This window comes from Variovorax sp. YR266 (assembly GCF_900107295.1).
Classification (GTDB): domain Bacteria; phylum Pseudomonadota; class Gammaproteobacteria; order Burkholderiales; family Burkholderiaceae_C; genus Variovorax.
Map to the genome: position 1 here is coordinate 12,688 of NZ_FNPM01000025.1, position 23,832 is coordinate 36,519.

Sequence of the window (23,832 nt, forward strand, 5' to 3'; positions counted from 1 at the left end):
CATCCAACTCAGGAGAAACTGATGGCAAAGACCGTCGCCGATGTACTCAAGCTCGTCAAGGAAAACGAGGTCAAGTTCGTCGACTTCCGCTTCACCGACACCCGTGGCAAAGAGCAGCACGTGACCGTGCCGGTCTCGGCTTTCGATGAAGACAAATTCACCTCGGGCCACGCATTCGACGGCTCGTCCATCGCTGGCTGGAAGGGGATCGAAGCTTCGGACATGCAGCTCATGCCCGACCCGAACACCGCCAACATCGACCCCTTCTTCGAAGAAACGACGCTGATCCTGACCTGCGACGTGATCGACCCCGCCGACGGCAAGGCCTACGAGCGCGATCCGCGTTCGCTCGCCAAGCGCGCCGAGGCATACATGAAGGCTTCGGGCCTGGGTGACACCGCCTTCTTCGGTCCGGAACCCGAATTCTTCGTGTTCGACGGCGTCCGCTGGAAGAACGACATGTCGGGCTGCTTCGTGAAGATCGACTCCGAAGAAGCCTCGTGGAACACCGACAAGGAATACGAGCACGGCAACACCGGCCATCGTCCGGCAGTCAAGGGCGGCTATTTCCCGGTTCCCCCGGTCGACAGCTTCCAGGACATGCGCTCGGAAATGTGCCTGGTGCTCGAATCGCTCGGCATCCCGGTCGAAGTGCATCACCATGAAGTGGCCAACGCCGGCCAGATGGAACTCGGCACCAAGTTCAGCACGCTGGTCCAGCGCGCCGACTGGGTCCAGTTGCAGAAGTACGTGATCCACAACGTGGCCCACGCCTACGGCAAGACCGCCACCTTCATGCCCAAGCCCATCGTCGGCGACAACGGCTCCGGCATGCACGTGCACCAGTCGGTCTGGAAGGACGGCAAGAACCTGTTCGCCGGCGACGGCTATGCAGGTCTCTCGGACTTCGCCCTGCACTACATCGGCGGCATCATCAAGCACGCCCGTGCCCTGAACGCCATCACGAACCCCGGCACCAACAGCTACAAGCGCCTGGTGCCTGGCTTCGAAGCCCCGGTGAAGCTGGCCTACTCGGCCAAGAACCGCTCGGCCTCGATCCGCATCCCGTTCGTGGCCAACCCGAAGGGCCGCCGCGTCGAAGCGCGCTTCCCCGATCCGCTGATGAACCCGTACCTCGGCTTCGCTGCGCTGCTGATGGCCGGTCTCGACGGCGTGGAAAACAAGATCCATCCGGGCGAAGCCGCCAGCAAGGACCTGTACCACCTGCCGCCGGAAGAAGACGCGCTGATCCCGACCGTCTGCCACAGCCTCGACCAAGCCCTGGAATACCTGGACAAAGACCGTGCGTTCCTGACCAAGGGCGGCGTGTTCACCGATGCGTACATCGATGCGTACATCGATCTGAAGATGCAGGAAGTCACGCGCTTCCGCATGGCGACCCATCCGGTCGAGTTCGACATGTACTACTCGCTGTAATCGAGCGAAGTACAACCTCACCAATCCATTGGCGGGGATGTAATGAAAAAGGACGGCCACGGCCGTCCTTTTTCAATGGAGTGGAACATCTTGTCACTGGTGGCATCGAATTGCACGAAAATGCACCTTTGTCGCCGCCCTCCACCGATACACATGAAGACTGCTTCTCTCATTTTCCTGGCCGGTTCATTGATCGCGCTGCCGGCGCTCGCGCAGGAACGCGTCTGGCGTTGCGGCAACGAGTACACCAACAACGCCACCATCGCCCAGCAGAAGGGCTGCAAGGTCATGGAAGGCGGCAACGTCACGGTCGTGCAAGGCACCAAGTCTTCGGGCGGTGGCTCTGCGTCGTCCGGTGGCTCTTCCGCGGCGCGTGCGCCGGCGGGCAGCCCGCGTGTCGAAGGCGTCGACCAGCGTGCCCGTGACGGCGAGGCTCGTTCGGTGCTCGAGTCTGAGCTCAAGAAGGCCGAGGCGCGCCAGGCCGAGCTGCAGAAGGAATACAACAACGGCGAGCCCGAGAAGCAGGGCAGCGAAGGCCGCAATTACCAGAAGTACCTGGATCGCGTCGCCGAAATGAAGGCTGAGCTGGCGCGCAACGAGAGTGACATCGCCGGCATCCGCCGCGAAATCGGCCGCCTGCCGAACAAGCAGCAGCCGCAGTAGTCATGGTGTTCGGGAAGAAGGCGACCGGCGCCAATCCGCGCTTCCAGTCCTTCGACCTGCTGTCCACGCTGATCGCGGTGGTCAACAGCAACGGCTCCGTGCTGTTCGCCAACGCAGGCCTTGAAGACGCACTGGGCACCTCGCGCCGCACCCTCGAGGGTTCGCAGTTCGGCGCGTGTTTTCATGAGCCGCAGGTGCTGCGCACGGCCATCGACGGCGCGAGCAGCAACGACTTTGCAACGCTGCGCTACGAAGCCTTCCTGCGTCGTGTCAACCACGAGCTGATGCCCGTGCAGGTCACGCTTGCGCAGGGCGACAAGAAGGGCGAGCTCATCATCGAGATGTCGCCGCTCGAGCAGCAGGTGCGACAAGACCGCGAAGAGCGCCTCATCGACCAGGCGCAGGCCAACAAGGAACTCATCCGCAACCTCGCGCACGAGATCAAGAACCCGCTCGGCGGCATCCGCGGCGCGGCGCAGCTGCTGCAGATGGAGGTCGAATCGCGCGACCTCATCGAATACACCCAGGTCATCATCCACGAGGCCGACCGCCTGCAGACGCTGGTCGACCGGCTATTGGCGCCGCACCGCCGCCCGCACGTGGTGGGCGACGTCAACATCCACGAGGTGTGCGAGCGCGTGCGCTCGGTCATCCTCGCGGAGTTTCCGCGCGACCTGCACATCGAGCGCGATTTCGACGTGTCCATTCCCGAGTTCCGCGGCGACCGCGAGCAGCTCATCCAGGCCACGCTCAACATCACGCACAACGCGGCGCAGGCGCTGACCGAGCGCCGCGCGGCAGGCGACGCGCAGATCACTTTCAAGACGCGCATAGCCCGTCAGGTGATCTTCAACAAGCAGTGGTATCGACTGGCACTGGAATTGCATGTAATCGACAATGGACCGGGTGTGCCGGACACGATCAAGGACCGCATCTTCTATCCGCTGGTATCGGGCAGGGAAGGCGGGACAGGGCTGGGATTGACGCTCGCGCAAACTTTTGTGCAACAGCATCACGGCGTGATCGAGTGCGACAGCGTCCCGGGCCGAACCGATTTCAAGATATTGATACCGCTGCCCTAGCGCAGCCACCGGCAACAGAGGAGATGCATGAAGCCGATCTGGATAGTTGATGACGACCAATCGATTCGCTTCGTGCTCGAGAAGGCTCTATTGCGCGAAGACCTGCCCACGCGCAGTTTCACGAACACGCGCGAGGTGCTGGCAGCACTCGAACAGGCCGCCGACGACGATCAGCAAGGTCCCCAGGTTCTGGTGAGCGACATCCGCATGCCCGGCGGTTCCGGGCTCGACCTGCTCGACAAGATCAAGGCCAAGCACCCCGGCCTGCCCGTCATCATCATGACGGCCTTCTCCGACCTCGACAGCGCCGTTTCGGCCTTCCAGGGCGGCGCCTTCGAATACCTGCCCAAGCCCTTCGACCTGCCGCGTGCGGTCGAACTCATCCGCCGTGCCGTCGATGAAAGCCAGCGCGAGGAAGTCGCCGAAGAACGCATGGTCGCGGCGCCCGAAATGCTCGGCCAGGCCCCTGCGATGCAGGACGTGTTCCGCGCCATCGGCCGGCTTTCGCAGAGCAACGTCACGGTGCTCATCACCGGCGAGTCGGGCTCGGGCAAGGAACTGGTGGCGCGTGCGCTGCACAAGCACTCGCCGCGCGCCAACGGCCCCTTCGTTGCGATCAACACCGCGGCCATTCCCAAGGACCTGCTGGAGAGCGAACTCTTCGGCCACGAGCGCGGCGCCTTCACCGGTGCGCAAACCATGCGCCGCGGCCGCTTCGAGCAGGCCGAGGGCGGCACGCTGTTTCTCGACGAAATCGGCGACATGCCCTTCGACCTGCAGACGCGCCTGCTGCGCGTGCTGAGCGACGGCCATTTCTACCGCGTGGGCGGCCACAACTCGGTCAAGGCCAATGTGCGCGTCATCGCAGCCACCCACCAGGACCTGGAGCAGCGCGTCAAGCTCGGCGGCTTCCGCGAAGACTTGTTCCACCGCCTCAACGTGATTCGCCTGCGCCTGCCGGCACTGCGCGAACGCGGTGAAGACGTGCCCGCGCTCACGCGCCACTTCCTGCAGGTGAGCGCGCGTCAGCTGGGCGTCGAGCCCAAGCGCATTTCGGACGCAGCGCTGGCCAAGCTCGCGGCCTTCGGCTTCCCGGGCAACGTGCGCCAGCTCGAGAACATCTGCCACTGGCTGACCGTGATGGCGCCGGCCCAACTGATCGAAGCGAAGGACCTGCCGCCCGAGGTGATGGCCGTCGGTGCCGGCGCTGAGACTCTCCACGTGCCCGAAGCCGCGACCGTCGCGCCGACCGCAGCGGCCCAGCCCGTGGCGTCGCTGCCAGTTGCAGGCAGCGAATCGGCGCCTGCGCACGCCGTCTCCGAGCCCGCTGAAGCCCATGCGGGCGTGAGCAGTTGGGAAAGCGGCCTGGAGCACGAAGCCCAGGCCTTGCTCGCGGCCGGCCGCACTGATGTGTGGGACGTGCTCTCGCGCCGCTTCGAGTCGAGGCTGATCCTCACAGCCCTGGCCAACACGCGCGGCCGCCGCATCGAGGCCGCGCAGAAACTGGGCATCGGGCGCAACACCATCACCCGGAAGATCCAGGAACTCGGCATCGAATAAAAAAGGCCCCTTGGGGCCTTTTTTATTACCGGCTGGACTTATCCAGTCAGCCGTACCGGTGCAGAAGATCGCCCATCCCTCGTTCAAGTGATGCGCTGCTCCACCAATTGACTCACATTCCGGCCTGAGACCAAGGAGCATCCGGGCCCGCGCGCCGCGGGTACCGTCCACTCAAGCAAGGAGCGTAGCCATGTCTTTCAAGATTCTCTGCTGCGACGGCGGCGGTATCCGCGGCGTCATCACGGCGATGCTGATCCAGGACCTGGACAAGAGTTTCGGCATCGTCGCAAGTGCGAATGGTTTCGCCGGCACGTCCACCGGCGGCCTGATCTCGCTGGGCCTGGTGAACAACGTGAGCATCGACAAGATCGTCAGCGTCTACCAGAACGATGGCTCCACCATCTTCAAGCCCAACGGCTGGCTGCTGGACGCACAAGCCAAGCAGCAGGACCGGGCACCGGCGCAGTCGACAGAAGACCTGCTGGGCAGCGGTCCGGGCATCTTCAAGTGCCAGTACGTCAACACCGGCTTGCAATCAGTCGCCCAGCAACTGGTGGGCAGCGGCGGTGCGCTGTCCTCGGCGAGCCGCTTCGTGGCTGTCAACTCCGCGCGGCTGTGGGATGCGAACCAGAACAGCTGGGCGCCGTGCACCATCTCCAACGGCCAGAGCAACGCCTACCGCGGCATCAGCATGGTGGACGCCGCGCTGGCCACCTCGGCCGCGCCAACGTACTTCCCGCCGTACCAGATGGGCGACTTCGGCTACTTCGCCGACGGCGGCACCTTCGCCAACAACCCCTCGATGACGGCGATCGTGGAAGCAATCTACCAGGGCTGCGCCACCGCCCCGTCGGACATCGTGATGCTGTCGCTGGGCACCGGCGTCAATCCGGTGGGTGTGCCGCCCAGTTCCGTGTCCAACCCGCTGGACTGGGGCGTCACGCATTGGCTGTGGCCGTTCAGCGACGGCGTGGTGCCGGCTACTGCGCTGCTCAACCTCACCATGGATGCCACCGCGGAGCTGGCGGCGACCCAGGCCGGCCAGCTGCTCGGCAACAACTACATGCGCGGCAACGTACCGCTGGCCCAGCCGTTCGGCCTGGACGACTACAAGAACGTGGGCGAGCTGGTGAGCGCGACGCAGAAATACATCGAGGGCTCGCCCGAGTGGGCGGCGGTGCGCAGCTGGGTCCAGCAGAACTGGACTTGAGCGAGGCGAGCGACGCTGGCGGCGTGACTATCGGCTTCGCTGGCCCAGGGTCAGCGAATCGATCTGGAAATTTCCGCTCTTGTCCCAGAGCCAGGTATCCACGTACGTATGGGCGCCGAGCTTGCCGGGGTTCGGCAAAGGCGATGTTGCCTTGATCAGCTCCGCAATCATCGGCGGCACTTCGGGTGCATGGCTCGGCGTGCGGCTGAAATCGACCCTGATCACCTTGCCCGTGGCGTCGATGTCGGTTTCGACCACCACCACCGCATACACCAGCGGCGGAATCTTGCCCTTGTAGATGCGGCTCGCGTACTTGTTGTAGATGTGGCGCGCGCCGATCTTGCGGTAGGTCCGCACGGCCGGCGTCTGCGCGGTGATCAGCCGTACCGTCGGCACGTCGCGTCCGGACACGGTCTCGTCCGCAGGCGAGGTCGCGGCGCTCTTGCCGCCTTCTTCCGCCTTGTCGCCGGGCTTCAGCAGCGAGCAGGCCGTGAGCGTCAGCGCGACGGCCACGATTGCGAGGTTGCGTATTGTCATGGGCTCAGGCACCCTGCTCGAGATCGAGCACCACCGGCGCATGGTCGCTCGGCTTTTCCCATTTGCGCGGCACGCGGTCGATGATGCAGCCCTTCACGCGCGGCACCAGCGGCTGGCTCACCAGGATGTGGTCGATGCGCAGCCCGCGGTTCTTCTGGTAGCCCAGCATGCGGTAGTCCCACCACGAATAGCTCTTCTCGGGCTGCTCGAACATGCGGAAGCTATCCGTCAGGCCCAGGTCGAGCAGCGCCTTGAAGTGGTTGCGCTCTTCCGTCGTGTGATGGATCGTTTCCTTCAGGCCCACCGGGTCGAAGCTGTCGCGGTCTTCCGGCGTGATGTTGAAGTCGCCCAGCAGCACCAGGTTCGGGTTGGCCGCCAGCTCCTGGCGCAGCGAGTCGCGCAGTGCGTCGAGCCACTTCATCTTGTATGCGAACTTCTCGCTGCCCGGCTCCTGGCCGTTCACGAAGTAGCCGTTGACCACGCGCAGCGGACCCGAAGGCGTCTCGACCGTGGCCGCGATCACGCGCGACTGGTCGTCGCTGAAGTCGGTGATGTTCTTCACCACGTCGCGCACCGGTGCAAGGCTGAGAATCGCCACGCCGTTGTAGGTCTTCTGGCCGAACACCGCGGCCTCGTAGCCGGCCGACTTCAGCACCTCGAGCGGGAACTTGTCGTCGGTCATCTTGAGCTCCTGCAGGCACAGCACGTCGACCGGGTTGGCAATGAGCCAGTCGAGCACGTGCTGCAGGCGCGCAGTGAGGGAATTGACGTTCCAGGTGGCGATTTTCATGGGTTTGCTGACTTGTTGATTGCCAATGATCTTTGCGTCGCGCGCGGCGCAGCGCTGCATTTGGCCGGTCAGCTTAGCAAAAGCACTCGACCTCTCCGAGTGCAAGGCAGGTAAGTGGGCGCAACAGTAGTTCGGGGCAGGCAGGCGGGCACTCCGGGGAATGCTCCGGTTTCTTCGGCCATCGGCGCCCGGACGGCGAATGCGATGCGGCTACTCCGGCGCAGCAGCGGGTGCCTGGGATTCCTGCGCCTGCTGCAGGCTTGGTTGCTGCGGTGCGTCGACCGGAGCGGCCGGCCCGCATGCGCTGCGGTTCCTGATCGCGATGCCTTTGACGAGGTGGCGGGGCACGTGGTGTGTCCTTATCAACTGCGCCAGCGCCTCGCTGCGTGCTGGTTCGCATACCGGTAGAAACATGTGCAATGAGCTCATGGTGTCGTCCAGTGAACGCCAGAAAAGAAAGCTCGGATCTGAAAGAGGAGGGGAAGGCGGCCTCTGGCGTGGCCGGCGGACATTATGAGCGCCTGAATTCCGCCGTGCGCAATCGCCCTCCCGGCGCAGATGCCATCGATCGAATGACGCCTACAGCGTCTCGTTTTCCTTGAGCACGCCCGCCTTGCGCAGGGCGGAGTCCAGCCACTTGGCCGCCGTGTCGCCTTTCCTGATGGCCTCGATGCGTGCGGCTTCGTCCTCGACCTTCTGCTTTGCGGCCTGAAGAAGCGTCTCGACTCTTTCCCGCTCGACCACCACCACGCCGTCGGCATCGGCCACGACCAGGTCGCCTGCACGCACGGCCACGCCGCCCACGGACACCGGATGCCCGATCCGCCCCGAGGCCAGCTTCGTCGGGCCGTTGGGATTGGTGCCGACCGAGAAGACGGGAAAGTCCATCTCGTCGATCTCGACGCTGTCGCGCACCGCGCCGTCGATCACCACGCCGGCGATGCCGACCTGCCGGCAGGCGTTCATCATGATCGTGCCCATCAGGGCGGCGCTCTGGTCGCCCTTGCCGTCGATCACCAGCACGTCGCCGGGCTTTGCCAGCGCGATGGCGGCGTGGATCATCAGGTTGTCGCCCGGCCGCACTTCGACCGTGAGCGCACTGCCGACGAGCGTCATCCGGTGGCGCAAGGCCTGGATGCGGCCGTGCAGGGCGCCGCGGCGGCCTGCCACGTCGGCAAGGATGGCCGGCTGGAACGCCGAGGCCTGCCGGACCAGATCGGAGGGAACGCGCTCGAAGTCGCGAATGATGTCGGGTAGCTGGTTCATCGTCTGTCTCTCGTTCTTACTCGGCCTTGACGTCGGCGTCCTTCACCACGCGGCCCCACTTGCGCTTGTCGGCAGCCAGGAAGGCGCGGAATTGCTCGGGGGTGCTCCCTACGGGCTCCAGGCCGTCGGCAGCGAGCCGCTTGGAGATCTCGGGCATCGCCAGCACCTTGGCAACTTCGCGCTGGATGCGCTCGACCACGGCCGGTGGCGTGTTCTTCGCTGCGCAGATGCCTGCCCAGGTCACGGGGTCGAAGTCGGGAACGCCGGCTTCCGTCACGGTCGGAATGTCCGGAAAGGCCGCCAGCCGGCGCGGGCTGGCCACAGCCAGCGCGCGGAGCTTGCCGGCGCGTGCGTACTGCATCGAGCTGACGGGCTGGTCGAAGATCATCGAGACCTGGCCTGCAATGAGGTCCGTCATGGCCTGGCCAGTGCCTTTGTAGGCCACGTGAACGATGTCGATGCCTGCGCGGCTCTTCAGCATCTCGCCCGCAAGATGCCCGCCGGTGCCCGTGCCCGAAGAAGCGAAGTTGATCTCGCCGGGCTTCTGCTTGGCGTATGCAACGAGCTCCTTGACGCTCTTCACCGGCAGGGTCGAATTGACCAGCAGCATGTAGGGCGCGTTGACGACTTGCGTGACCGGTGCGATGTCCTTCTCTGGATCGAAGGGCATGCTCTTCAGGATGTACGGCTGGATCGACAGCGTTCCCGTGGTGCACATCAGCAGCGTGTGCCCGTCCGCAGGCGCGCCGAGCATCGCCGATGCCGCGATGTTGCCGCCGGCGCCGGGGCGGTTCTCGACCAGCACCTGCTGCCCGAGCCCTTCCGCCAGCTTCGGCGCGATCAGGCGCGCCACGACGTCGTTGGAACCGCCGGGCGAAAAGCCGACGAGGATCCTCACCGGTTTCGACGGAAAGGCATCTGCAGCCCACGCATGGGTGGCGCCAAGCCAGACGGTGCCCGCGGCAAGGGCCGGCAGCAGCTTCAGAAGAGGTTGGAGTTTCATTGCAGTTCCTGGTTGATAGCTTGGCCCGTGAGTTCGTCGCGCGCCCGCGCAATGCGGCGGCAACCTTCCAGCAGCTGCTCCGTGCTGGCGGCAAACGAAATGCGGAAATGTGTCGGCACGCCGTAGGCACTGCCTTGCAGCGCCGCCAGGTCCTGCGAATCGAGCAGGTGCATCACCCAGTCGTCGCTGCTCTCGATTGCGGCGCCCGTGCGTGTGCGAAGCCCGAACAGCGCGCTGCATGACGCGAAGATGTAGAACGCACCGTCGGGCGCTGTGCAATGGATGCCGTCGATGGCATTGAGCGAGGCAACCACCATGTCGCGCCGCTTCTCGTATTCGCGCCGGTTCGAGGCAATGGTGCCCTGCGGTCCCGTGAGCGCGGCGACGGCCGCAGCCTGTGCGATCGAGTTCGGCCCGGAGGTGCTCTGCGACTGGAGCTTGACCATCGCCTTGATCAGCGCCGAAGGCCCGGCGCCGTAGCCGATGCGCCAGCCCGTCATCGCGTAGGCCTTGGAAACGCCGTTCACCGTCAGCGTGCGGTCCTTGAGATCGGGCGCCACCTGGGCCATGGTGGCGAACTCGACGTCGCCATAGATCAGGTGCTCGTAGATGTCGTCGGTCAGCACCCAGACGTGGGGGTGGCGCCGCAGCACCTCGGCCAGTGCCTGGAGCTCGGCACGCGTGTAGGTCGCCCCGCTCGGGTTGTTCGGCGAGTTCAGCATCAGCCACCGCGTCTTGCCGGTGATGGCGCGTTCGAGGTCGGCAGGCTGCAGCTTGAAGCCCGATGCCGCCGGGCAGTCGACGAAGACCGGAATGCCGCCAGCCAGCAGGGCGATGTCGGGGTAAGACACCCAGTAGGGCGCCGGCACGATCACCTCGTCACCCGCCGCGACCGTGCACATGAGCGCGTTGAAGATCACCTGCTTGGCGCCGGTGCCCACGATGATCTCGCCCGGTGTGTAGGCCAGCCCGTTCTCGTTCAGGAACTTGCCGGCAATGGCTTCCTTCAGCACCGGCGTGCCGCCCACGTCCGTGTAGCGGGTCTGGCCGTCGGCCATTGCTCGGATTGCCGCTTCCTTGATGTGCCCGGGTGTCTCGAAGTCGGGCTCGCCCGCGGTCAGGCCGAGGATGTCCCGGCCCATCGCGCGCAGCTCGCGCGCCCTCTGGCCGGCCATGGAACTGGGGGATGGTTTGATTCGATTCAGGCGTGGTGCAATGTGAAGCATGCACGCAGTATCAAAGTCCGGCTGCCGCAGGACAAACGAGAAATCGGAGGAGCGCGGTATTCCTTTTTTTCCTGCAGAGCCATGGGCGTACATTCCGCTGGCATGAACTTCACTTTCAAGCAGCTGGAGGCCTTCCTCTTCAGCGCCAAGCTCCAGAGCTTCAGTGCCGCGGCGGTGAAGCTGCACACCACGCAGTCGGCCATCTCCAAGCGCCTGGCGGAACTAGAGGAGTCGCTCGGCGGCCCCTTGCTGCATCGCACCTCCCACGGCCTGGAGCTGGCCCAGGCCGGCCGGGAGCTGCTGCCGCTCGCGGAAGAAGCGCAACGGCTCTGGCAGCGCATCGAGCATGACATCAGCCTCGACAAGACGCTGCGCGGCACCTTCCGCGTGGGCGTGACGGAGCTGATTGCGATGACCTGGCTCACGCGCCTGATCCAGCTGCTGCAGAAGCTGCATCCCCAGGTAACGCTGGAGCCGGTGGTGGACGCGGGGCTCACGCTCTTCGAGCGCCTCGAAGCCAACAAGCTCGACCTGACCATCATGCCCGGCATCTTCTGGGGCCAGGCCTTCGAATCGATCAAGGTGGGGCAGGTCGACCAGGCCTGGATCGCGAGCCCGCGGCTCGACATTCCCGCGCGGGCATTGAAGCCGCACGAGTTTGCCGACTACCCCGTGATCGAGCAGCCTGCAGGCGCCTCGAAGAACAGGTTCTACGAAGCCTGGCGCGCGGAGCACGGCTTCCGCTTTGGCAAGGTCATGCTGACGAACAGCACGACCGTCTTGCGCGAACTGACGATCAGCGGCTTCGGCATCAGCCAGCAGGCGCTCGACTATGTGCGCCCAGACATCAAGAGCGGCTTGCTGCGTGTGGTGAAGAGCGACCCCATGCCGCCGCCGCTGGTCTACAGCGCGGTCTACCGGCGCGACAACTCCAGCCCCGCGCTGGCGCGCATCGTCGAGCTGGCCGTCAAGACTTGCGATTTCACCTTGCGGGCGAGCCAGCACGACGTGGCCCCGGCCCGCCCACCGCGGGGCTCGGGCGCGACGCTGAGGCAGCGCTCGCTGCGCCAGGGCGTGAAGACGCCCGCCAGGAAGACCAGGAAATAGATGCGGGGAGATGCGGGGCTACTGGGCTACTGGGCTACTGGGCCGCGTGCCCGTAGCAGGCCTTCAGGCCCGTGTAGTCGTAGTAGTGCGCCGTGCCCGCAGCCTTGGCGCCATCGCAGGCCGCCTTGAAGTCGGTTTCCTTCTCGTTGTAGAGCATGCGCACGAGCAGTTTTCCGCCACCGTCGGCGAACACGTCCCACTGCATGTTGGCCGCCATCGGCGAGACGTAGTCGCCGCGCCATGTGTTGCTGTCGTAGCTGAAGCTGGAGGCCTTGGGCACGCTCTGGTCCTCGCCCTTCAGGCCCATGCGCACCGCGAAGGGCATCATGATTTCCGCGTGCGTGAAGCGCAGCTTGGCCGCGTGCGAGCGGTCGCCCCTGGCGATTGCATCGACTTCGTTGAACATGTCGTCGACCAGGATCTGCGACATGCGCGAAGTGATGTCGCCCTTCTCCGTCATGCCGGGGCCCTTGTCGTAGAAGTCGGAGCCGTCGTTGAGCGCGGCGAAGAACTTCGCCTGCGCTGCCGGCATGTAGGCCGTGAAATCGACGCCGGCCTCGCTGCGCATCGCGGGTGCGATCACGTACAGCTCGTACAGCAGCGCGCCTGCGTCGCCGGGCGACTTGATCGATGTCTTGCCGTCGCCGCTCAGGCTGGGCGCGAACTTGCCGTCGTCGCTCGTGTAGCTGAAGCTGCCGCTGTTGGAAAAGCTGTACGTGCCGTTGGCGATCTTGTCGACGAAGCTCCTGGCGAACAGGCGCTCCAGCAGCAAGCGGCCGGCAGCCGCGGCCTCGGGCGTGACCGTAAGGCCGCTCTGCTTGGCGAGCAGGTCGGCATCGTTGCTCTTGTAGTTCTGGTAGGCCAGGCTGGCCTGGTAGGTCGTGTAGAGCGGATCGGTGGTGTTCGTTACCAGGTCGGTCGCCTTCACGAGCTTGTGGAAGTACAGCAGGAAGCGGTTGGTGCCCACCGGCTGGCTCACGGCCGTGCCGTTGTCGGGGTAGGGCGCCGGTGCCGGCGGATAGGTCAGCAGCGGCGCCAGCGCAGGCTGCACCGCCTTGAGCGACTGCACGAAGAAGTTGCCGCTGTCGACTGCGCGGTCGACGCCGGAGGTCACCGTCACGATCTGGCGCGGGGCGGAGCCGGCGTTGTCGCCGATCTGCTTCCAGTAGGCCGGCAGGCGCTGAACCAGCCTTGCCGCAAGCTGCGTGTGCTCGTTGATGCCAACCTGCGTCTCGTTGCCGTAGCCGGGCGTGCTGATGCCGGCCACGCCATAGCCGAGCAGGAAGTTGGCCTTCATGATCTTCAGCACGTCGGGCCCGAGCTTCTCGCCCAGTGGCGTGAGGGCGCCGTCGTCTTGTGCCTTCTTCCACATGTTGTAGACCGCAAGGTCGTACTTGAGGCCCGAGAGCCCGCGCGAGCCGTGGCGCGCAACCACCTCGGTGTAGACCGGCGAGAAGCCCGCGGGCGCCGCCTCGTAGGTGCTGACATCCTGCTGCGGGCGGTACGGCGCCTTGGTCTGGTAGTAGCGGTCGGTCAGGGCGGCGGCCGTTACCACCGCCTTGACGTCGTCAGTGTTCGCGGCCGATGCGAGCGCATCGCGGATGCGCTGCAGGCCTTCGTCGGAAGCGGCCTTGAGCGCGGCCTTTGCAACAGGGTCGCTCTCGGTGTTGATGTCACCGAGCAGCTTCGACGCGACCACGCCGACAGAGATCGCCACCTTGCCCGCAGCGGTCTTGAAGTCGAGCCCGTTGGCTTCCATCTCCGCGACCACCGCGGTCGATTCGAAGTCGACAACGCTCGGCGCTTCCTTCGGAGCACGCAGCACGAGCGCTGAAGTCACCGGCTTGGATGAGGGGATGGACGGATCGAGCTCGGTGGCATCGGTGCCGATCTCGGCCACGATGCCCGCGCCCGAGCCGGCAAGCGTGAAGCCGCCCTGCTTGTCCGATCGGGTGGACGGTTCGCCCGCATCGCAGCGGCCGTTGGAGTTGAGGTCCAGGCAGACCTTGGCGTTGACGAAGTAGCTGCCGACCACGACCCCGCTGGTGCTGGTGGTCGTTGTGCTGCCCGGCGTTGTGGAAACCCCGGCGGCCGGAGGCAAGACGAAAGAAGAACCGCTGTCTCCCCCTCCGCATGCAACCAGCAGGAGCGCCGAGAGACTGAGACAAGAAACCGGCACGAGGGCCAGGGCGCGGCGAAGCGGAGAAGTAGGCTGCATGAGAGTCACGGACGAGCGAAAGGGGTGGAGCTTTCAGCGCGTGCGTGACATGGCGGTGACTGACAGAGCGCAGCAGTAGGTGGTCAGGTCCTGGTCAGCTGGCCAGGCTGGCACTGACTACGCGCGATCAGTGCCGTCCGCTGCGCTGGATGCGGTGGCGCAGTTGACTGGAAAGCGTGTCCGCAACAATCACCATCACGGTGATGACGATGATGCAGGTGGCCGTCTCGGGATAGCGAAAGAGCTTGAGGCTGCTCACCAGCTCGAAGCCGAGCCCGCCGGCGCCGACCATGCCCAGCACCGTCGCCGAACGCAGGTTCACCTCGAAGCGATAGAGAACCACGGCGATCCACGCAGTGACGACTTGCGGCAGCACGCCGAACACGATGACCTGCAACGGCCGCGCGCCGGTCGCGCGCAAGGCTTCGAGCGGGCCCTGGTCGATTTCCTCGATGGCATCCGCGAAGAACTTGCCCAGCATGCCCGCGCCATGGAGCGCCAGCGCCAGCACACCCGGAAACGGCCCCAGGCCCACGGCCGAGACGAACACCAGTGCCAGGATCAGTTCGTTGATGCTGCGCACCACGTTCAATGCCTGCCGCGTGCTCTGGTAGATCCACCGGTTGCTCTGCAGGTTGCGCGCGGCCAGGAACGAAAGGGGAATGGCGGGTAGCACGGCCAGCAGCGTTCCCCACACCGCGATCTGCACGGTCTCGAGCGCGGGTGCGACGAGGCGGCTGAGGATGTTCAGGTCGGGCGGCAGGGTGCGGCCGAGAAAGTCCAGGATCTGCGGCAGGCCCGCTGCGAGTTCCGTCCAGCTGAGCTGGGCTCCGGCGGCGCTCCATTGCAGCGCCCAGGCCACGATGCAGAGTCCGATGAGCAGGTTGAACCAGCCCTTGCGGCCTTCGGGCAGCGGGCCGGTCCAGGCGTATCTGGTCGATGCGGGTTTCGTGTTCGTCATGTTCATCCTTGCGTGCCGGCCATCGAGGGCATGGCCAGTGCGGCCGGGTTGCTGGCTGCGTCCTTCCGGTCGACGGCCGGTTGCGGCATGTTGTAGATGCGATCGATGTCGTCCTGCCCCATGGCCTGCGGCACGCCATCGAACACGACGCGGCCTTGCGCGAGCCCGACGATGCGGTCGGCAAACTCGCGCGCGTAGTCGACCTGATGCAGGTTGCACAGCACGGTGATCCCCAGGTCGCGCGAGGCATCGTGCAGGTACTGCAGCACCTTGAGCGAGGTCTGCGGGTCGAGACTGGCAACCGGTTCGTCCGCGAGGATCAGCCTCGGTCGCTGCGCAAGCGCACGGGCGATGCCCACGCGCTGCATCTGGCCGCCCGACAGCGAATCGGTGCGTTCATGCGCCTTGTGCGCAAGGCCCACGCGGCCCAGGCACTCGTGCGCCAGCGCGATGTCTTCGCGGCTGAAGAAGTGCATCACCGAAGCGAGCGTCGACACCGCGCCCAGGCGGCCGGTCAGCACGTTCTTCAACGCGCTCAGCCGCGGCACCACGTTGTGGTGCTGGAAGATCATCGCGACACGCTGGCGCAGCGCGCGCGTGTCCGCGCACTGCACGGCATCCATGCCGTCGACCTTCAGTTCGCCGCCGTCCGCCACGGCCAGGCGGTTCACGCATCGCAGCAGGGTCGATTTGCCGGCACCCGACTCGCCGAGCACCACCACGAACTCTCCCGCAGCCGCGTCCAGGTCAACGCCGCGCAGCACGGCGTTGTTGCCGTACTGCTTGGTGAGCCGCCGGATGCGGATCACTTCATGCTCCGCAGATCGAGCTTGAGCACCTTGGCGGTGTCGCGAACGACGTTGTAGGCCGCGTCGTTCGTGGGCTGGAAGCCGTTCAGCACGCCCTGGTCGCCCCACGGCAGGTCCTTGACGTTGGCCAGGGCCTTCGCGATCTTCGCCTTCAGCGCCGGATCGAGGTCCTTGCGCCAGACCATCGGCGATTCGGGAATCGGGTTAGACGACCAGACGATCTCGAACTCGTCCGCTTTCACCTGGCCCTTGGCGATGGCGCTCGCGAGGATGCGGTCCGCCACGGCTGCGGCATCGACCTTCTTGTTGGCCACGGCGAGGATGCTGGCGTCGTGCGAGCCCGAGAAGATGACGCGGCTGAAGAAGGTCTCTGGGTCGTAGCCGGCCTGCAGCAGGCCCGCCTTGGGGAACAGGTGGCCGGACGCGGAGGTCGGGTCTACGAAGGCGAAGGTGCGGCCCTTCAGGTCGGCGGTCTTGGCGAGGCCGCTTTCCTTGCGCGCAATGATCACGCTCTTGTAGGAGCTCTGGCCAGTCTTCTTCGTGACGGCCACCGCGAAGGCTTCTACATCGGCGATCTGGTTGGCAAGCACGTACGAGAACGGGCCGAGGTAGGCCACGTCGAGCTTCTTGGAGCGCAGGGCTTCGATGACGCCGTTGTAGTCGGTGGCAACGAAGGGCTTGACCGGCATGCCCAGTTGCTGCTGCAGGCTGTCGAGCACCTGGCGGCTGCTCTCGATCATGGCCTGCGAGTCCTCGGCCGGAATCAGGCCGATGGTGAGAGGCGGCGCGGCCAACGCCGGCATGGCGGCGACGGTGGAAAGGGCGAGGGCGATCAGGCTTCGGCGCAGGCGAAAGACGGGGCTCATGGGTGGTGCTCGGTGGGGTGAAGGTTGGGAATTAGCGCAAGACTAAGAACGCCATGTGACAACGAAATATCAAATCGATCACGTATTTGTCACGCATCTATTGAGACAATCTATGGATGTCAGCAGCCAGACTCCGTGCTTTTCTCGCCGTGGCCCAGCACGGCAGCTTCAGCGCAGCCGCGCGTGCCGTGGGCCTGAGCCAGCCGACGCTCACCACCCAGGTCCAGGCCCTTGAGCGCCAGCACAACGTCGTGCTCTTCCATCGCCAGGGTCACCGCATCGAACTCACCAGCGTCGGCGAGCGCCTTCTACCCATCGCGCGGCAGATCGCTTCGCTGGAGCAGGACTCGTACAACCTCCTTCACGACAGCGGCGACCTCCAGTCCGGCGAACTCAAGCTCGGGGCGGTTGGCCCCTTCCACGTCATCGAGATGGTCGATGCCTACCGCAAGCGCTACCCGCGCCTCGACGTCTCTATCCGCATGGGCAATTCGTCCTCGGTGTTCAAGGACCTGGAGGAATACGCCGTCGACATCGGCGTGCTGGCGCGCTTCCATGAGGCGCCCGGCTTCAGTGCCACGCCGTATGCGCGGCACGCACTCATCCTGTTCGTGCATCGCGACCACCCCTTCGCGAGCCGCGGCCAGATCCGGCTGGACGAGTTGCACGGACAGCCGATGCTCCAGCGCGAAAGCGGCTCGAGCACGCGGCGCGCGCTCGACGAGGCTTTCCAGCGCGCGGGCGTCCGTCCGAAGCTCGCCATGGAAATCGGAAGCCGCGAGGCCATCCGTGAAGCGGCCGCGCGCGGCATCGGCATCGGTGCCGTCTCGGAGGCGGAGTTCATTCCGGACGAGCGCCTGCGCACCGTTCGCATAGAGGGCGACCCCGCCGTGACGCACACCTACCTCTATTGCCTCCAGATCAGGCGCGAGAGCCGCGTGCTCGCATCTTTCTTCGACGTGGCGCTGAAGCTGCGCAAGGGGCTGCAGCCTGCGGCTACCTGAGCGCTGAGGAGGCAAGCGACGGCATCGATCCTCCGCGAGCCTGCAGGCGGGCGTCGATCGCATCGAAGAACGACGAGATCAGCCGACTCTCCCGACGCTCGCGCAGGCAGCACACGTGAATGTGCGTGGAGACGACATCGCCTTCGATGCGCACCGGCCTCAGGCGCGGATCGGGCACGTATTCGGACTGCGAGACGGTGCCGATGCCAAGCCCCCTGGCCACGGCTTCGCGCAGCGCCTCGCGGCTTCCGATTTCCATCGCGACCTGCACGGTCACGCCCTGCGCGATCAACGCGTCCTCCAGCGCCTTGCGGGTCGTGGAGGCGGGTTCGCGCATCAGCAGCGGTTGTCCCGACAACTCCTTCAGCGCGATCGACTTGCGCTTGGCGAACGGATGATCGACGTGCACGAACACGATCACCGGGTACTGCGCGTAGAGCTGCGTGTAGTAGCGCTCGTCGGGAAACCGGCTTGCCAGCACGCCCACGTCGCTCACGTATTTGTCGAGCGCGTCGAGGATCACTTCGGAATTGCCCAGCGTGATGGAGATCTTGATGCGAGGGTGGACCGCGTGGTACGCCTCGATCATCTCGGTGACATGAAAGGGCCCGACCGCGCCGACCTTCAGCGATCCGTACCGCAGCTTGCCGCTGTCGTCCAGCAGCGAACTCATGTCGCCTTCGAGCGCGATCATGCGTCGGGCCAGGGGCAGCATCTCCAGCCCCAGCGCCGATAGTTCCACGCGCCGGCCGCGGCGGTGGAACAGCTCGGCACCGTATTCGCGCTCCATCATCTGGATCTGCGAATTGAGTGTGCTGTGGCTCATGCCCAGCGTGCGCGCGGCGGCTGTGAAGCCGCCCTCTTGCGCGACGGCGATGAATGCGCGAATCTGGTTGAGCGTCACTGCAGGTTCTCCCGGGCCACTGGGTCGTCTGAAAGGGCGCCATGATGCCGGGCGATCATGATGGCCGCGTGTAAGCCGCTGGCTACGTGGCCGCGACCCCCATGGCCGGATCGCTCACGCCGTCCTTGCCGGTCTCCAGCCGACCCGCGAAGCGCCGCTCGAAACTGGTGCCCATGGTCAGCGTGAAGTCGTACCAGCTGTTGGTGCCTGCGAGCGACCATGACGGCTCCACCTGCATGCCGGGCGCCACGGTGTAGGTCCAGGGGCCGTCTGTGCGGTACGCGTTGGCGCCGACCGTCACGGTCGCTGGGGCGTTGCCCATGTTCATGATCGTCAGGTACACCGAGTTGCCGCTGCTGTCGTAGCACACGCGAACTTCCGGGTTCGGCCCGCTCGCCAGCGCGCCCATGTCGCCCTTGAAGCGCCGGTGATAGCCGTTGGGCCCGAGCACCCACAGGCTGTACTTGCCCGCGTTGTCGGCCACCGCCGCCCAGGCGTCGGAAATCATCTTGCCGGGCTCCACGGTGAAGCGCCTGGGGTAGCGCGACAGGTTCAGCTCGTCGTACACATGGAACACGGCGCCTTGCGTGCCCGTGTTGCTGAACGTGAGCCACACCTGGCCGTTGGGCAGGTCGACGTTGGCGCTGGTGTGCAGGTGATACGGAAGCGCACGCGAAGGCCGCAGGGCGAGCGCCTGCGAAGGCAGCGGCACCGAACCCGCCGCGGGCACCGGCACGCCGGGCGCGGCCACCTGCTGCGACAGCGTGGCATCGGCCTGCGCCTTGGTCGGCGCCGTCACCAGCGCGGGCTTGGCCGCGTTCGGGTTGCGGAAGTCGAAGCACGACATCAGGTCGCCGAACACCGTGCGGCGCCACGGGCTGATGTTGGTCTCGCGCACGCCGAAGCGCTGCTCCAGGAAGCGCAGCGTCGAGGTGTGGTCGAACACCTGCGAGTTGACCCAGCCGCCGATGCTCCACGGAGAAATCACCAGCATCGGCAGCCGCACGCCGGCGCCGAAGGGCTTGCCGTCGGGCGTGCGCTTGCTCGAGTCGCCGGGCGGCGGCGGCATCGTGTAGTACTCGTTGGTGATGTCCGCCGTCGACTTGCCGGCATAGGTTCCGTCCGCGTTGCGCCACGGCGGGGCCGGCGGCGGCATGTGGTCGAAGAAGCAGTCGTTCTCGTCGAAGTTGATGATGAGCACGGTCTTGCTCCACACCTCCGGATTGGCGGTGAGCATGTCGAGCAGCGTCTGGATGTACCACGCGCCCTGCTGCGGAACCGACATGCTCGGGTGCTCGCTGTAGGGCCCCGGCGCAACGATCCAGCTCACCTGCGGCAGCGTGCCCGCGGCGATGTCGTCTGCCACGGCCTGCAGGTAGCCGCCGTCGGGCATGGTGTTGCCGAAGCCCTTGTACAGCGGCGACTGCGCTTCGATCGCAGGCGAGTAAGCCACATTCGGCGAGCCCTGCGACCGCAGTTGCTCGTCGACGGCGCGATAGGAAGCGAACGCCACCAGCTGGTTGTTGTTGCTGTTGTTGCCCGGCCTGTTGTAGACCTTCCAGCGCACGCCGGCGGCCTGCAGTCGCTCGGGGTAGGTGGTCCAGGTCAGGCCATCGGTGGAGGGCCCCAGGCCACCCCAGTTGGCGTTGGTCACGCAGGCCTGGCCGGCCACGTTCGCGCCGTTCGTGCCGCTCCACAGGAACATGCGGTTGGTGAAGGTACCCGTGTGGATCGACGTGTGATACGCGTCGCAGATGGTGAAGGCATTGGCCAGCGCCCAGTGGAACGGCAGGTCGGACTGCTGCAGGTAGCCCATCGAGATCTTGGTGTTCTTGGCTTTCGGCCATGCCGCCATGCGCCCGCCGTCCCATGCGGATTGCTGGTCGCCCCAGTCGTGCGCGCCGCCGACGCGCAGCGCGTTGCCCTTGGTCGCATCGAGATAGAACGGCTGCACTGAGTCGGCGGTGCCCTGCTGCAGCCACACGGGGTTGCCCGAAGCCATCGGGATGGTGAAGCGGTCACTGAAGCCGCGCACGCCGGGCATGGTGCCGTAGTAGTGGTCGAAGGAGCGGTTCTCCTGCATCAGGATGATGACGTGCTCCACGTCGTTGATGGTGCCCGTCGCGTTGTTCGCCGGGATGGCAAGCGCGCGCTGGATGGCGGGTGGAAACGGGCCGAGCGCGGCGCCGGCCGCGGCGGCGCGCAGGAAGGAGCGGCGGTTGAATGGAGTCATGGTTGTTGCGATCGACGTGCCCTCAGGGCGCGCAGTTGAGCTTCGAGTTCGGGAGCGTTGGCGGCAGGTCGGTGCCGGCGGCCGCGCAGCTCGCGCAGGGCGCCGCCACGATCGGAACCTCGGCAGGCGCCGCGCCGTCGCCGGTTGTTGTTGCGGCAGCGACGGGCAACTGCAGGCTGGCCCCGCCGCCATCGCTGCCATCGCTGCCGCCACCGCATCCGGCGATGAACAGGCACGCAATACCTGCTGCAAGGAAGAAGCAGAAGCTGGATTTCATGGTGCGCGCCTCCTCAGTTGACCGGCAGCGTCGACAACGGCTTGTTCGACAGGAAGATCGATTGCAGCTCGGCATCGGTCAGCACGCGGTTCCACATCGCCAGGTCGCCGAAGTGGTGCTGGTACGTGGGCGCGGTTGCGCACTTGCCGGCGAAGTACGGCGGCGTGACGGAGCCGTTGCACTTGTTCATCAGGAAGGTGCCGGTGCCGTCGTCGCCGATGCCCCACTGCGGAAACGGCGAGAGCTTGGAAAGGTCCACCGACCCCGTCGACTTGCCCACGGCCACGCGGTTGGTGGTGCTTGTCACCGGATCGAACACGTACATGTTCATGGTCTTGGCCACGCCGTCGACCGAGAAGGCGATGTACACCCAGCGGTTGACGGTGATCTGCGTGTAGGGGCTGGTCGGCCCGTCCGCGCGCACGCCCCCGCCGGAGCCGATGTTGAACGCCACGCCGCACTGGTTGCCCGAGCTGGCGAACAGGCCGATGGCAACGCCGGCATTGCCGCCGCTCACATAGCTCTTGTTGGAGACGATGGTCACGTTGTTGGTGGCAACGCACGATGGCGTCTTGAACCAGAGCCCGATGGTGAATTGCGGTGCCGTGCCCTTGGAGATGTCGAAGCCATCGGCCGGCGTGAGACGGTAGCCCTCGACGCCGTTGGTGTTGACGAAGTTCGTGTCCACCAGCAGGCCGTTGGTGCCCGCGAACGGACCCGGCACCACGAGGCCGGCTGCGGGCGGAAGGTCGCTCGCGGCGGGCCCCATCGTGCTGTGCGCCATCGCATCGACCGGCGGCAGTGTGGCGCTGAACGGGTAGTAGGAGACCAGTCCGTTCTTCAGCGTCGGCGCCAGCGGAACCGGCGGAACGTAGGACACGAGTGGTGAGAGCACTGCCCTCGACGCGGCGTCCGCGCCGTCGCCGGCCTGCACCGTGTAGCTGAGCTGGTACGTGCCCTTGGCGCTCAGCACTTGCGAGAGCTGGTTTTCGGTGTACGTGGCGGTGCCCGCAGGCAGGTTCGAAGCGATGACCTGTCCGTCGCGCATGACCGTGATCGCGCCCTTGGCCGGAGCCGTCCAGCTCAGCACCACGCTCGCGCTGGAGGAGTTGTTGTCGGCCACCGATGCGGTCAGCTGCGACACGGCCTGCGCGCCGGTCAACGGGCTGCCGTCCAGCGCGTAGGTCTTCGCGTCCGGTAGCGCGCCAAGGTAGCCGAGCACGGTCGGCGCAACGTCGGCGATGCCGGCGTTCGCATACAGGTCGGTCAGCTTCTGCGGCAGCGCTGCGCCGACGCCTTGCGTTCCCATGTTCGCGGGCTGGTTCAGGCCGATGAAGGTGCTCGACTCGGGCACCAGCGGCAGGCCGTCGTCCTGGCTGTTGGCGCTGAGCCCGTGGTTGCCGGTCACCACGACGAGCCACCGCGTGTTCGGGCGCTTCGACGTGGCATCGACGAGAGTGCCGACGGCCTTGTCGAGCTTGGCCAGCGTGCCCGCGTACTGCGTGGAGCCGAGTCCGAAGTCAAGTGCGGCGTCCTTCATCGCGCGGTACTGCGCGAGCACCGTCGCGTAGTCGCCGCCGATCAGTTGCGTGGCTTGCGTGGTCACGCAGTCGGTGGCGGTCGCATTGCCGGAGCAATCGGTGAGCGAGTCGAGGTAGCCGCTGTCGTGGTCGGAAGACAGCAATTGGGCCAGCCCCGACGAAGCGACGGCCGCGCCGTTCGGCCCCGTGTTCTTGCCCTTGGTCAACTGGAACACGGTGGCGCCGCGCACCGCCTGCTTCGGTGCTTCCGACATCACCTGGTGGCGGCTGGCCCAGGTGCCGGTGAGCAGCGTCGCCCAGCCGGGCGTGTCCAGCGTGGGCTGCTGGCTGGGCGTGCCGGCCATGCCGCCGCTGTAGGCCAGCCTCACTTCGAGCTTGGCGAGGTTCGGCAGCGTTCCGCCAGCGATGCCGCTCTGCACGGCGGCGTAGGTGGCGCCGTCGAGGTCGATGACCAGCGTGCGGTTGGCGAGCGGCGTCGATGGTGCTTCGGGCGACGTGGGGGCGGGTGATGACGGGGCCGGCAACGCAAGCGCTGCGCCGCCTGAACCGCTGCCGCCACCGCAGCCGCTCAGTGCGGCAACGAGCGCGGTCGTGAGCGCGAAGGTGCGCGTCCATCCGGTGGCGCACTGCCGCGCGCCGGTCGGGTCTGGTGCCTTGCGCGCCCGCATGGCGGCGCCTGGGGGAATGGCTTGGGGAATGAAGTGCTCGACTGACATTTTTTTCGGCTGCCTCTGGTGGGGGGAGTGGTCGAATTACAGAAGGGCGGGGTGACGTGCCAGCGACGAAAGCCCATGGGTATTTCGATAGTCCTGTCGGCTTTTTCGTCAGATCGAGGCGCATCCACGCGCGCGACTTCGGCGTCCCGGCAAGGGACGCAAGACGATGGAGAACGCGATACGGTGGGCGGCCAGGGCCTGGCTCCCGGTGTATCCGGGAGCAGGCCTCGAGCTCACCACGGCAACGAATAAGTCTTGGTGTTGGTAAAGCTCTTCATGGCCTCGAGCACGCCTTCCTTGTATCCGAGGCCCGAGTCCTTGATGCCCCCGAAGGGCGTGAGCTCCAGGCGGTAGCCCGGCACCTCGCGCACGTTGACGCTGCCCACGTTCAGCTCGCGGATGAAGCGCGTGATGTAGTCCAT

General features: G+C 65.9%; 22 protein-coding genes. 7 read left to right on the forward strand and 15 right to left on the reverse strand.

The window, feature by feature from the left end; genetic code table 11:
* The first annotated feature begins 21 nt into the window (after positions 1-21).
* From glnA to BLW48_RS33855, 5 genes are all read left to right on the forward strand, one after another.
* Positions 22-1,437 (forward strand): type I glutamate--ammonia ligase, encoded by a 1,416-nt coding sequence (gene glnA / locus BLW48_RS33835; RefSeq protein WP_093050193.1) that lies wholly within the window; start codon positions 22-24, stop codon positions 1,435-1,437.
* Positions 1,438-1,590: 153 nt separating this feature from the next.
* The gene (locus BLW48_RS33840) at positions 1,591-2,100 is read left to right on the forward strand and encodes a hypothetical protein (RefSeq protein ID WP_093050195.1); all 510 of its coding nucleotides are present in this window, start codon (positions 1,591-1,593) and stop codon (positions 2,098-2,100) included.
* Positions 2,101-2,102: 2 nt separating this feature from the next.
* The gene (gene glnL, locus BLW48_RS33845; RefSeq protein ID WP_093050198.1) at positions 2,103-3,182 is read left to right on the forward strand and encodes a nitrogen regulation protein NR(II); all 1,080 of its coding nucleotides are present in this window, start codon (positions 2,103-2,105) and stop codon (positions 3,180-3,182) included.
* 27 nt (positions 3,183-3,209) lie between these two features.
* Complete coding sequence (gene ntrC / locus BLW48_RS33850; protein ID WP_093050201.1) at positions 3,210-4,742, forward strand: nitrogen regulation protein NR(I); 1,533 nt, start codon at positions 3,210-3,212, stop codon at positions 4,740-4,742.
* Positions 4,743-4,932: 190 nt separating this feature from the next.
* Positions 4,933-5,952, forward strand: a complete 1,020-nt coding sequence (locus BLW48_RS33855) for a patatin-like phospholipase family protein (protein WP_093180055.1) — start codon at positions 4,933-4,935, stop codon at positions 5,950-5,952.
* Positions 5,953-5,979: 27 nt separating this feature from the next.
* Here the strand turns inward: BLW48_RS33855 and BLW48_RS33860 are convergent, their stop codons facing one another.
* The 6 genes from BLW48_RS33860 to BLW48_RS33885 all read right to left on the reverse strand — a co-directional run bounded on the left by BLW48_RS33860 (position 5,980) and on the right by BLW48_RS33885 (position 10,774).
* The gene (locus tag BLW48_RS33860; RefSeq protein WP_093180057.1) at positions 5,980-6,489 is read right to left on the reverse strand and encodes a hypothetical protein; all 510 of its coding nucleotides are present in this window, start codon (positions 6,487-6,489) and stop codon (positions 5,980-5,982) included.
* A gap of 4 nt (positions 6,490-6,493) precedes the next feature.
* The gene (gene xth / locus BLW48_RS33865) at positions 6,494-7,279 is read right to left on the reverse strand and encodes an exodeoxyribonuclease III (protein WP_093050428.1); all 786 of its coding nucleotides are present in this window, start codon (positions 7,277-7,279) and stop codon (positions 6,494-6,496) included.
* 210 nt (positions 7,280-7,489) lie between these two features.
* Complete coding sequence (locus BLW48_RS33870) at positions 7,490-7,708, reverse strand: hypothetical protein (protein WP_093180058.1); 219 nt, start codon at positions 7,706-7,708, stop codon at positions 7,490-7,492.
* Between the two features lie 150 nt (positions 7,709-7,858).
* Positions 7,859-8,545, reverse strand: a complete 687-nt coding sequence (locus BLW48_RS33875) for an RraA family protein (protein ID WP_093180060.1) — start codon at positions 8,543-8,545, stop codon at positions 7,859-7,861.
* Between the two features lie 16 nt (positions 8,546-8,561).
* Complete coding sequence (locus tag BLW48_RS33880) at positions 8,562-9,548, reverse strand: Bug family tripartite tricarboxylate transporter substrate binding protein (RefSeq protein ID WP_093180061.1); 987 nt, start codon at positions 9,546-9,548, stop codon at positions 8,562-8,564.
* On the reverse strand, positions 9,545-10,774 hold the full coding sequence (locus tag BLW48_RS33885) for a pyridoxal phosphate-dependent aminotransferase (RefSeq protein ID WP_093180063.1): 1,230 nt from the start codon (positions 10,772-10,774) through the stop codon (positions 9,545-9,547). The genes BLW48_RS33880 and BLW48_RS33885 overlap by 4 nt, the downstream gene beginning before the upstream one ends.
* Positions 10,775-10,876: 102 nt before the next feature.
* Between BLW48_RS33885 and BLW48_RS33890 the strand changes: the two genes are divergently transcribed.
* The gene (locus tag BLW48_RS33890; protein ID WP_093050221.1) at positions 10,877-11,881 is read left to right on the forward strand and encodes a LysR family transcriptional regulator; all 1,005 of its coding nucleotides are present in this window, start codon (positions 10,877-10,879) and stop codon (positions 11,879-11,881) included.
* Between the two features lie 34 nt (positions 11,882-11,915).
* Here BLW48_RS33890 and BLW48_RS33895 read toward each other — a convergent pair whose 3' ends face one another.
* From BLW48_RS33895 to phnD, 4 genes are all read right to left on the reverse strand, one after another.
* Positions 11,916-13,982, reverse strand: a complete 2,067-nt coding sequence (locus BLW48_RS33895) for a histidine phosphatase family protein (RefSeq protein WP_143047863.1) — start codon at positions 13,980-13,982, stop codon at positions 11,916-11,918.
* 244 nt (positions 13,983-14,226) lie between these two features.
* Positions 14,227-15,066 carry a phosphonate ABC transporter, permease protein PhnE gene (phnE, locus tag BLW48_RS33900; protein ID WP_218137567.1) on the reverse strand — a complete coding sequence of 280 codons (840 nt, stop codon included), beginning with the start codon at positions 15,064-15,066 and terminating at the stop codon, positions 14,227-14,229.
* Positions 15,063-15,869 carry a phosphonate ABC transporter ATP-binding protein gene (phnC, locus tag BLW48_RS33905; protein ID WP_093180065.1) on the reverse strand — a complete coding sequence of 269 codons (807 nt, stop codon included), beginning with the start codon at positions 15,867-15,869 and terminating at the stop codon, positions 15,063-15,065. Before phnC ends, phnE begins: the two co-directional genes overlap by 4 nt.
* A complete protein-coding gene (gene phnD / locus BLW48_RS33910; RefSeq protein ID WP_093180067.1) occupies positions 15,866-16,735 on the reverse strand; it encodes a phosphonate ABC transporter substrate-binding protein in 870 nt (289 codons plus the stop codon). Before phnD ends, phnC begins: the two co-directional genes overlap by 4 nt.
* A gap of 116 nt (positions 16,736-16,851) precedes the next feature.
* Here phnD and BLW48_RS33915 point away from each other — a divergent pair, with 116 nt between their 5' ends.
* Positions 16,852-17,739, forward strand: a complete 888-nt coding sequence (locus BLW48_RS33915; protein ID WP_093082744.1) for a LysR substrate-binding domain-containing protein — start codon at positions 16,852-16,854, stop codon at positions 17,737-17,739.
* Here the strand turns inward: BLW48_RS33915 and BLW48_RS33920 are convergent.
* The 5 genes from BLW48_RS33920 to BLW48_RS33940 form a co-directional block, all read right to left on the reverse strand.
* Positions 17,732-18,643 carry a LysR substrate-binding domain-containing protein gene (locus BLW48_RS33920; RefSeq protein ID WP_093082742.1) on the reverse strand — a complete coding sequence of 304 codons (912 nt, stop codon included), beginning with the start codon at positions 18,641-18,643 and terminating at the stop codon, positions 17,732-17,734. The two genes, BLW48_RS33915 and BLW48_RS33920, sit on opposite strands and share 8 nt — an antisense overlap.
* Positions 18,644-18,725: 82 nt before the next feature.
* A complete protein-coding gene (locus tag BLW48_RS33925) occupies positions 18,726-20,876 on the reverse strand; it encodes a phosphocholine-specific phospholipase C (RefSeq protein ID WP_093180068.1) in 2,151 nt (716 codons plus the stop codon).
* 22 nt (positions 20,877-20,898) lie between these two features.
* A complete protein-coding gene (locus tag BLW48_RS33930) occupies positions 20,899-21,153 on the reverse strand; it encodes a hypothetical protein (RefSeq protein WP_093180069.1) in 255 nt (84 codons plus the stop codon).
* 13 nt (positions 21,154-21,166) lie between these two features.
* Positions 21,167-23,410, reverse strand: coding sequence for a LamG-like jellyroll fold domain-containing protein (locus BLW48_RS33935; RefSeq protein ID WP_256331066.1), 2,244 nt, complete (start codon positions 23,408-23,410; stop codon positions 21,167-21,169).
* A gap of 233 nt (positions 23,411-23,643) precedes the next feature.
* Positions 23,644-23,832: aldehyde dehydrogenase family protein (locus BLW48_RS33940; RefSeq protein WP_143047844.1), on the reverse strand; the 189-nt coding region annotated here is incomplete at its 5' end.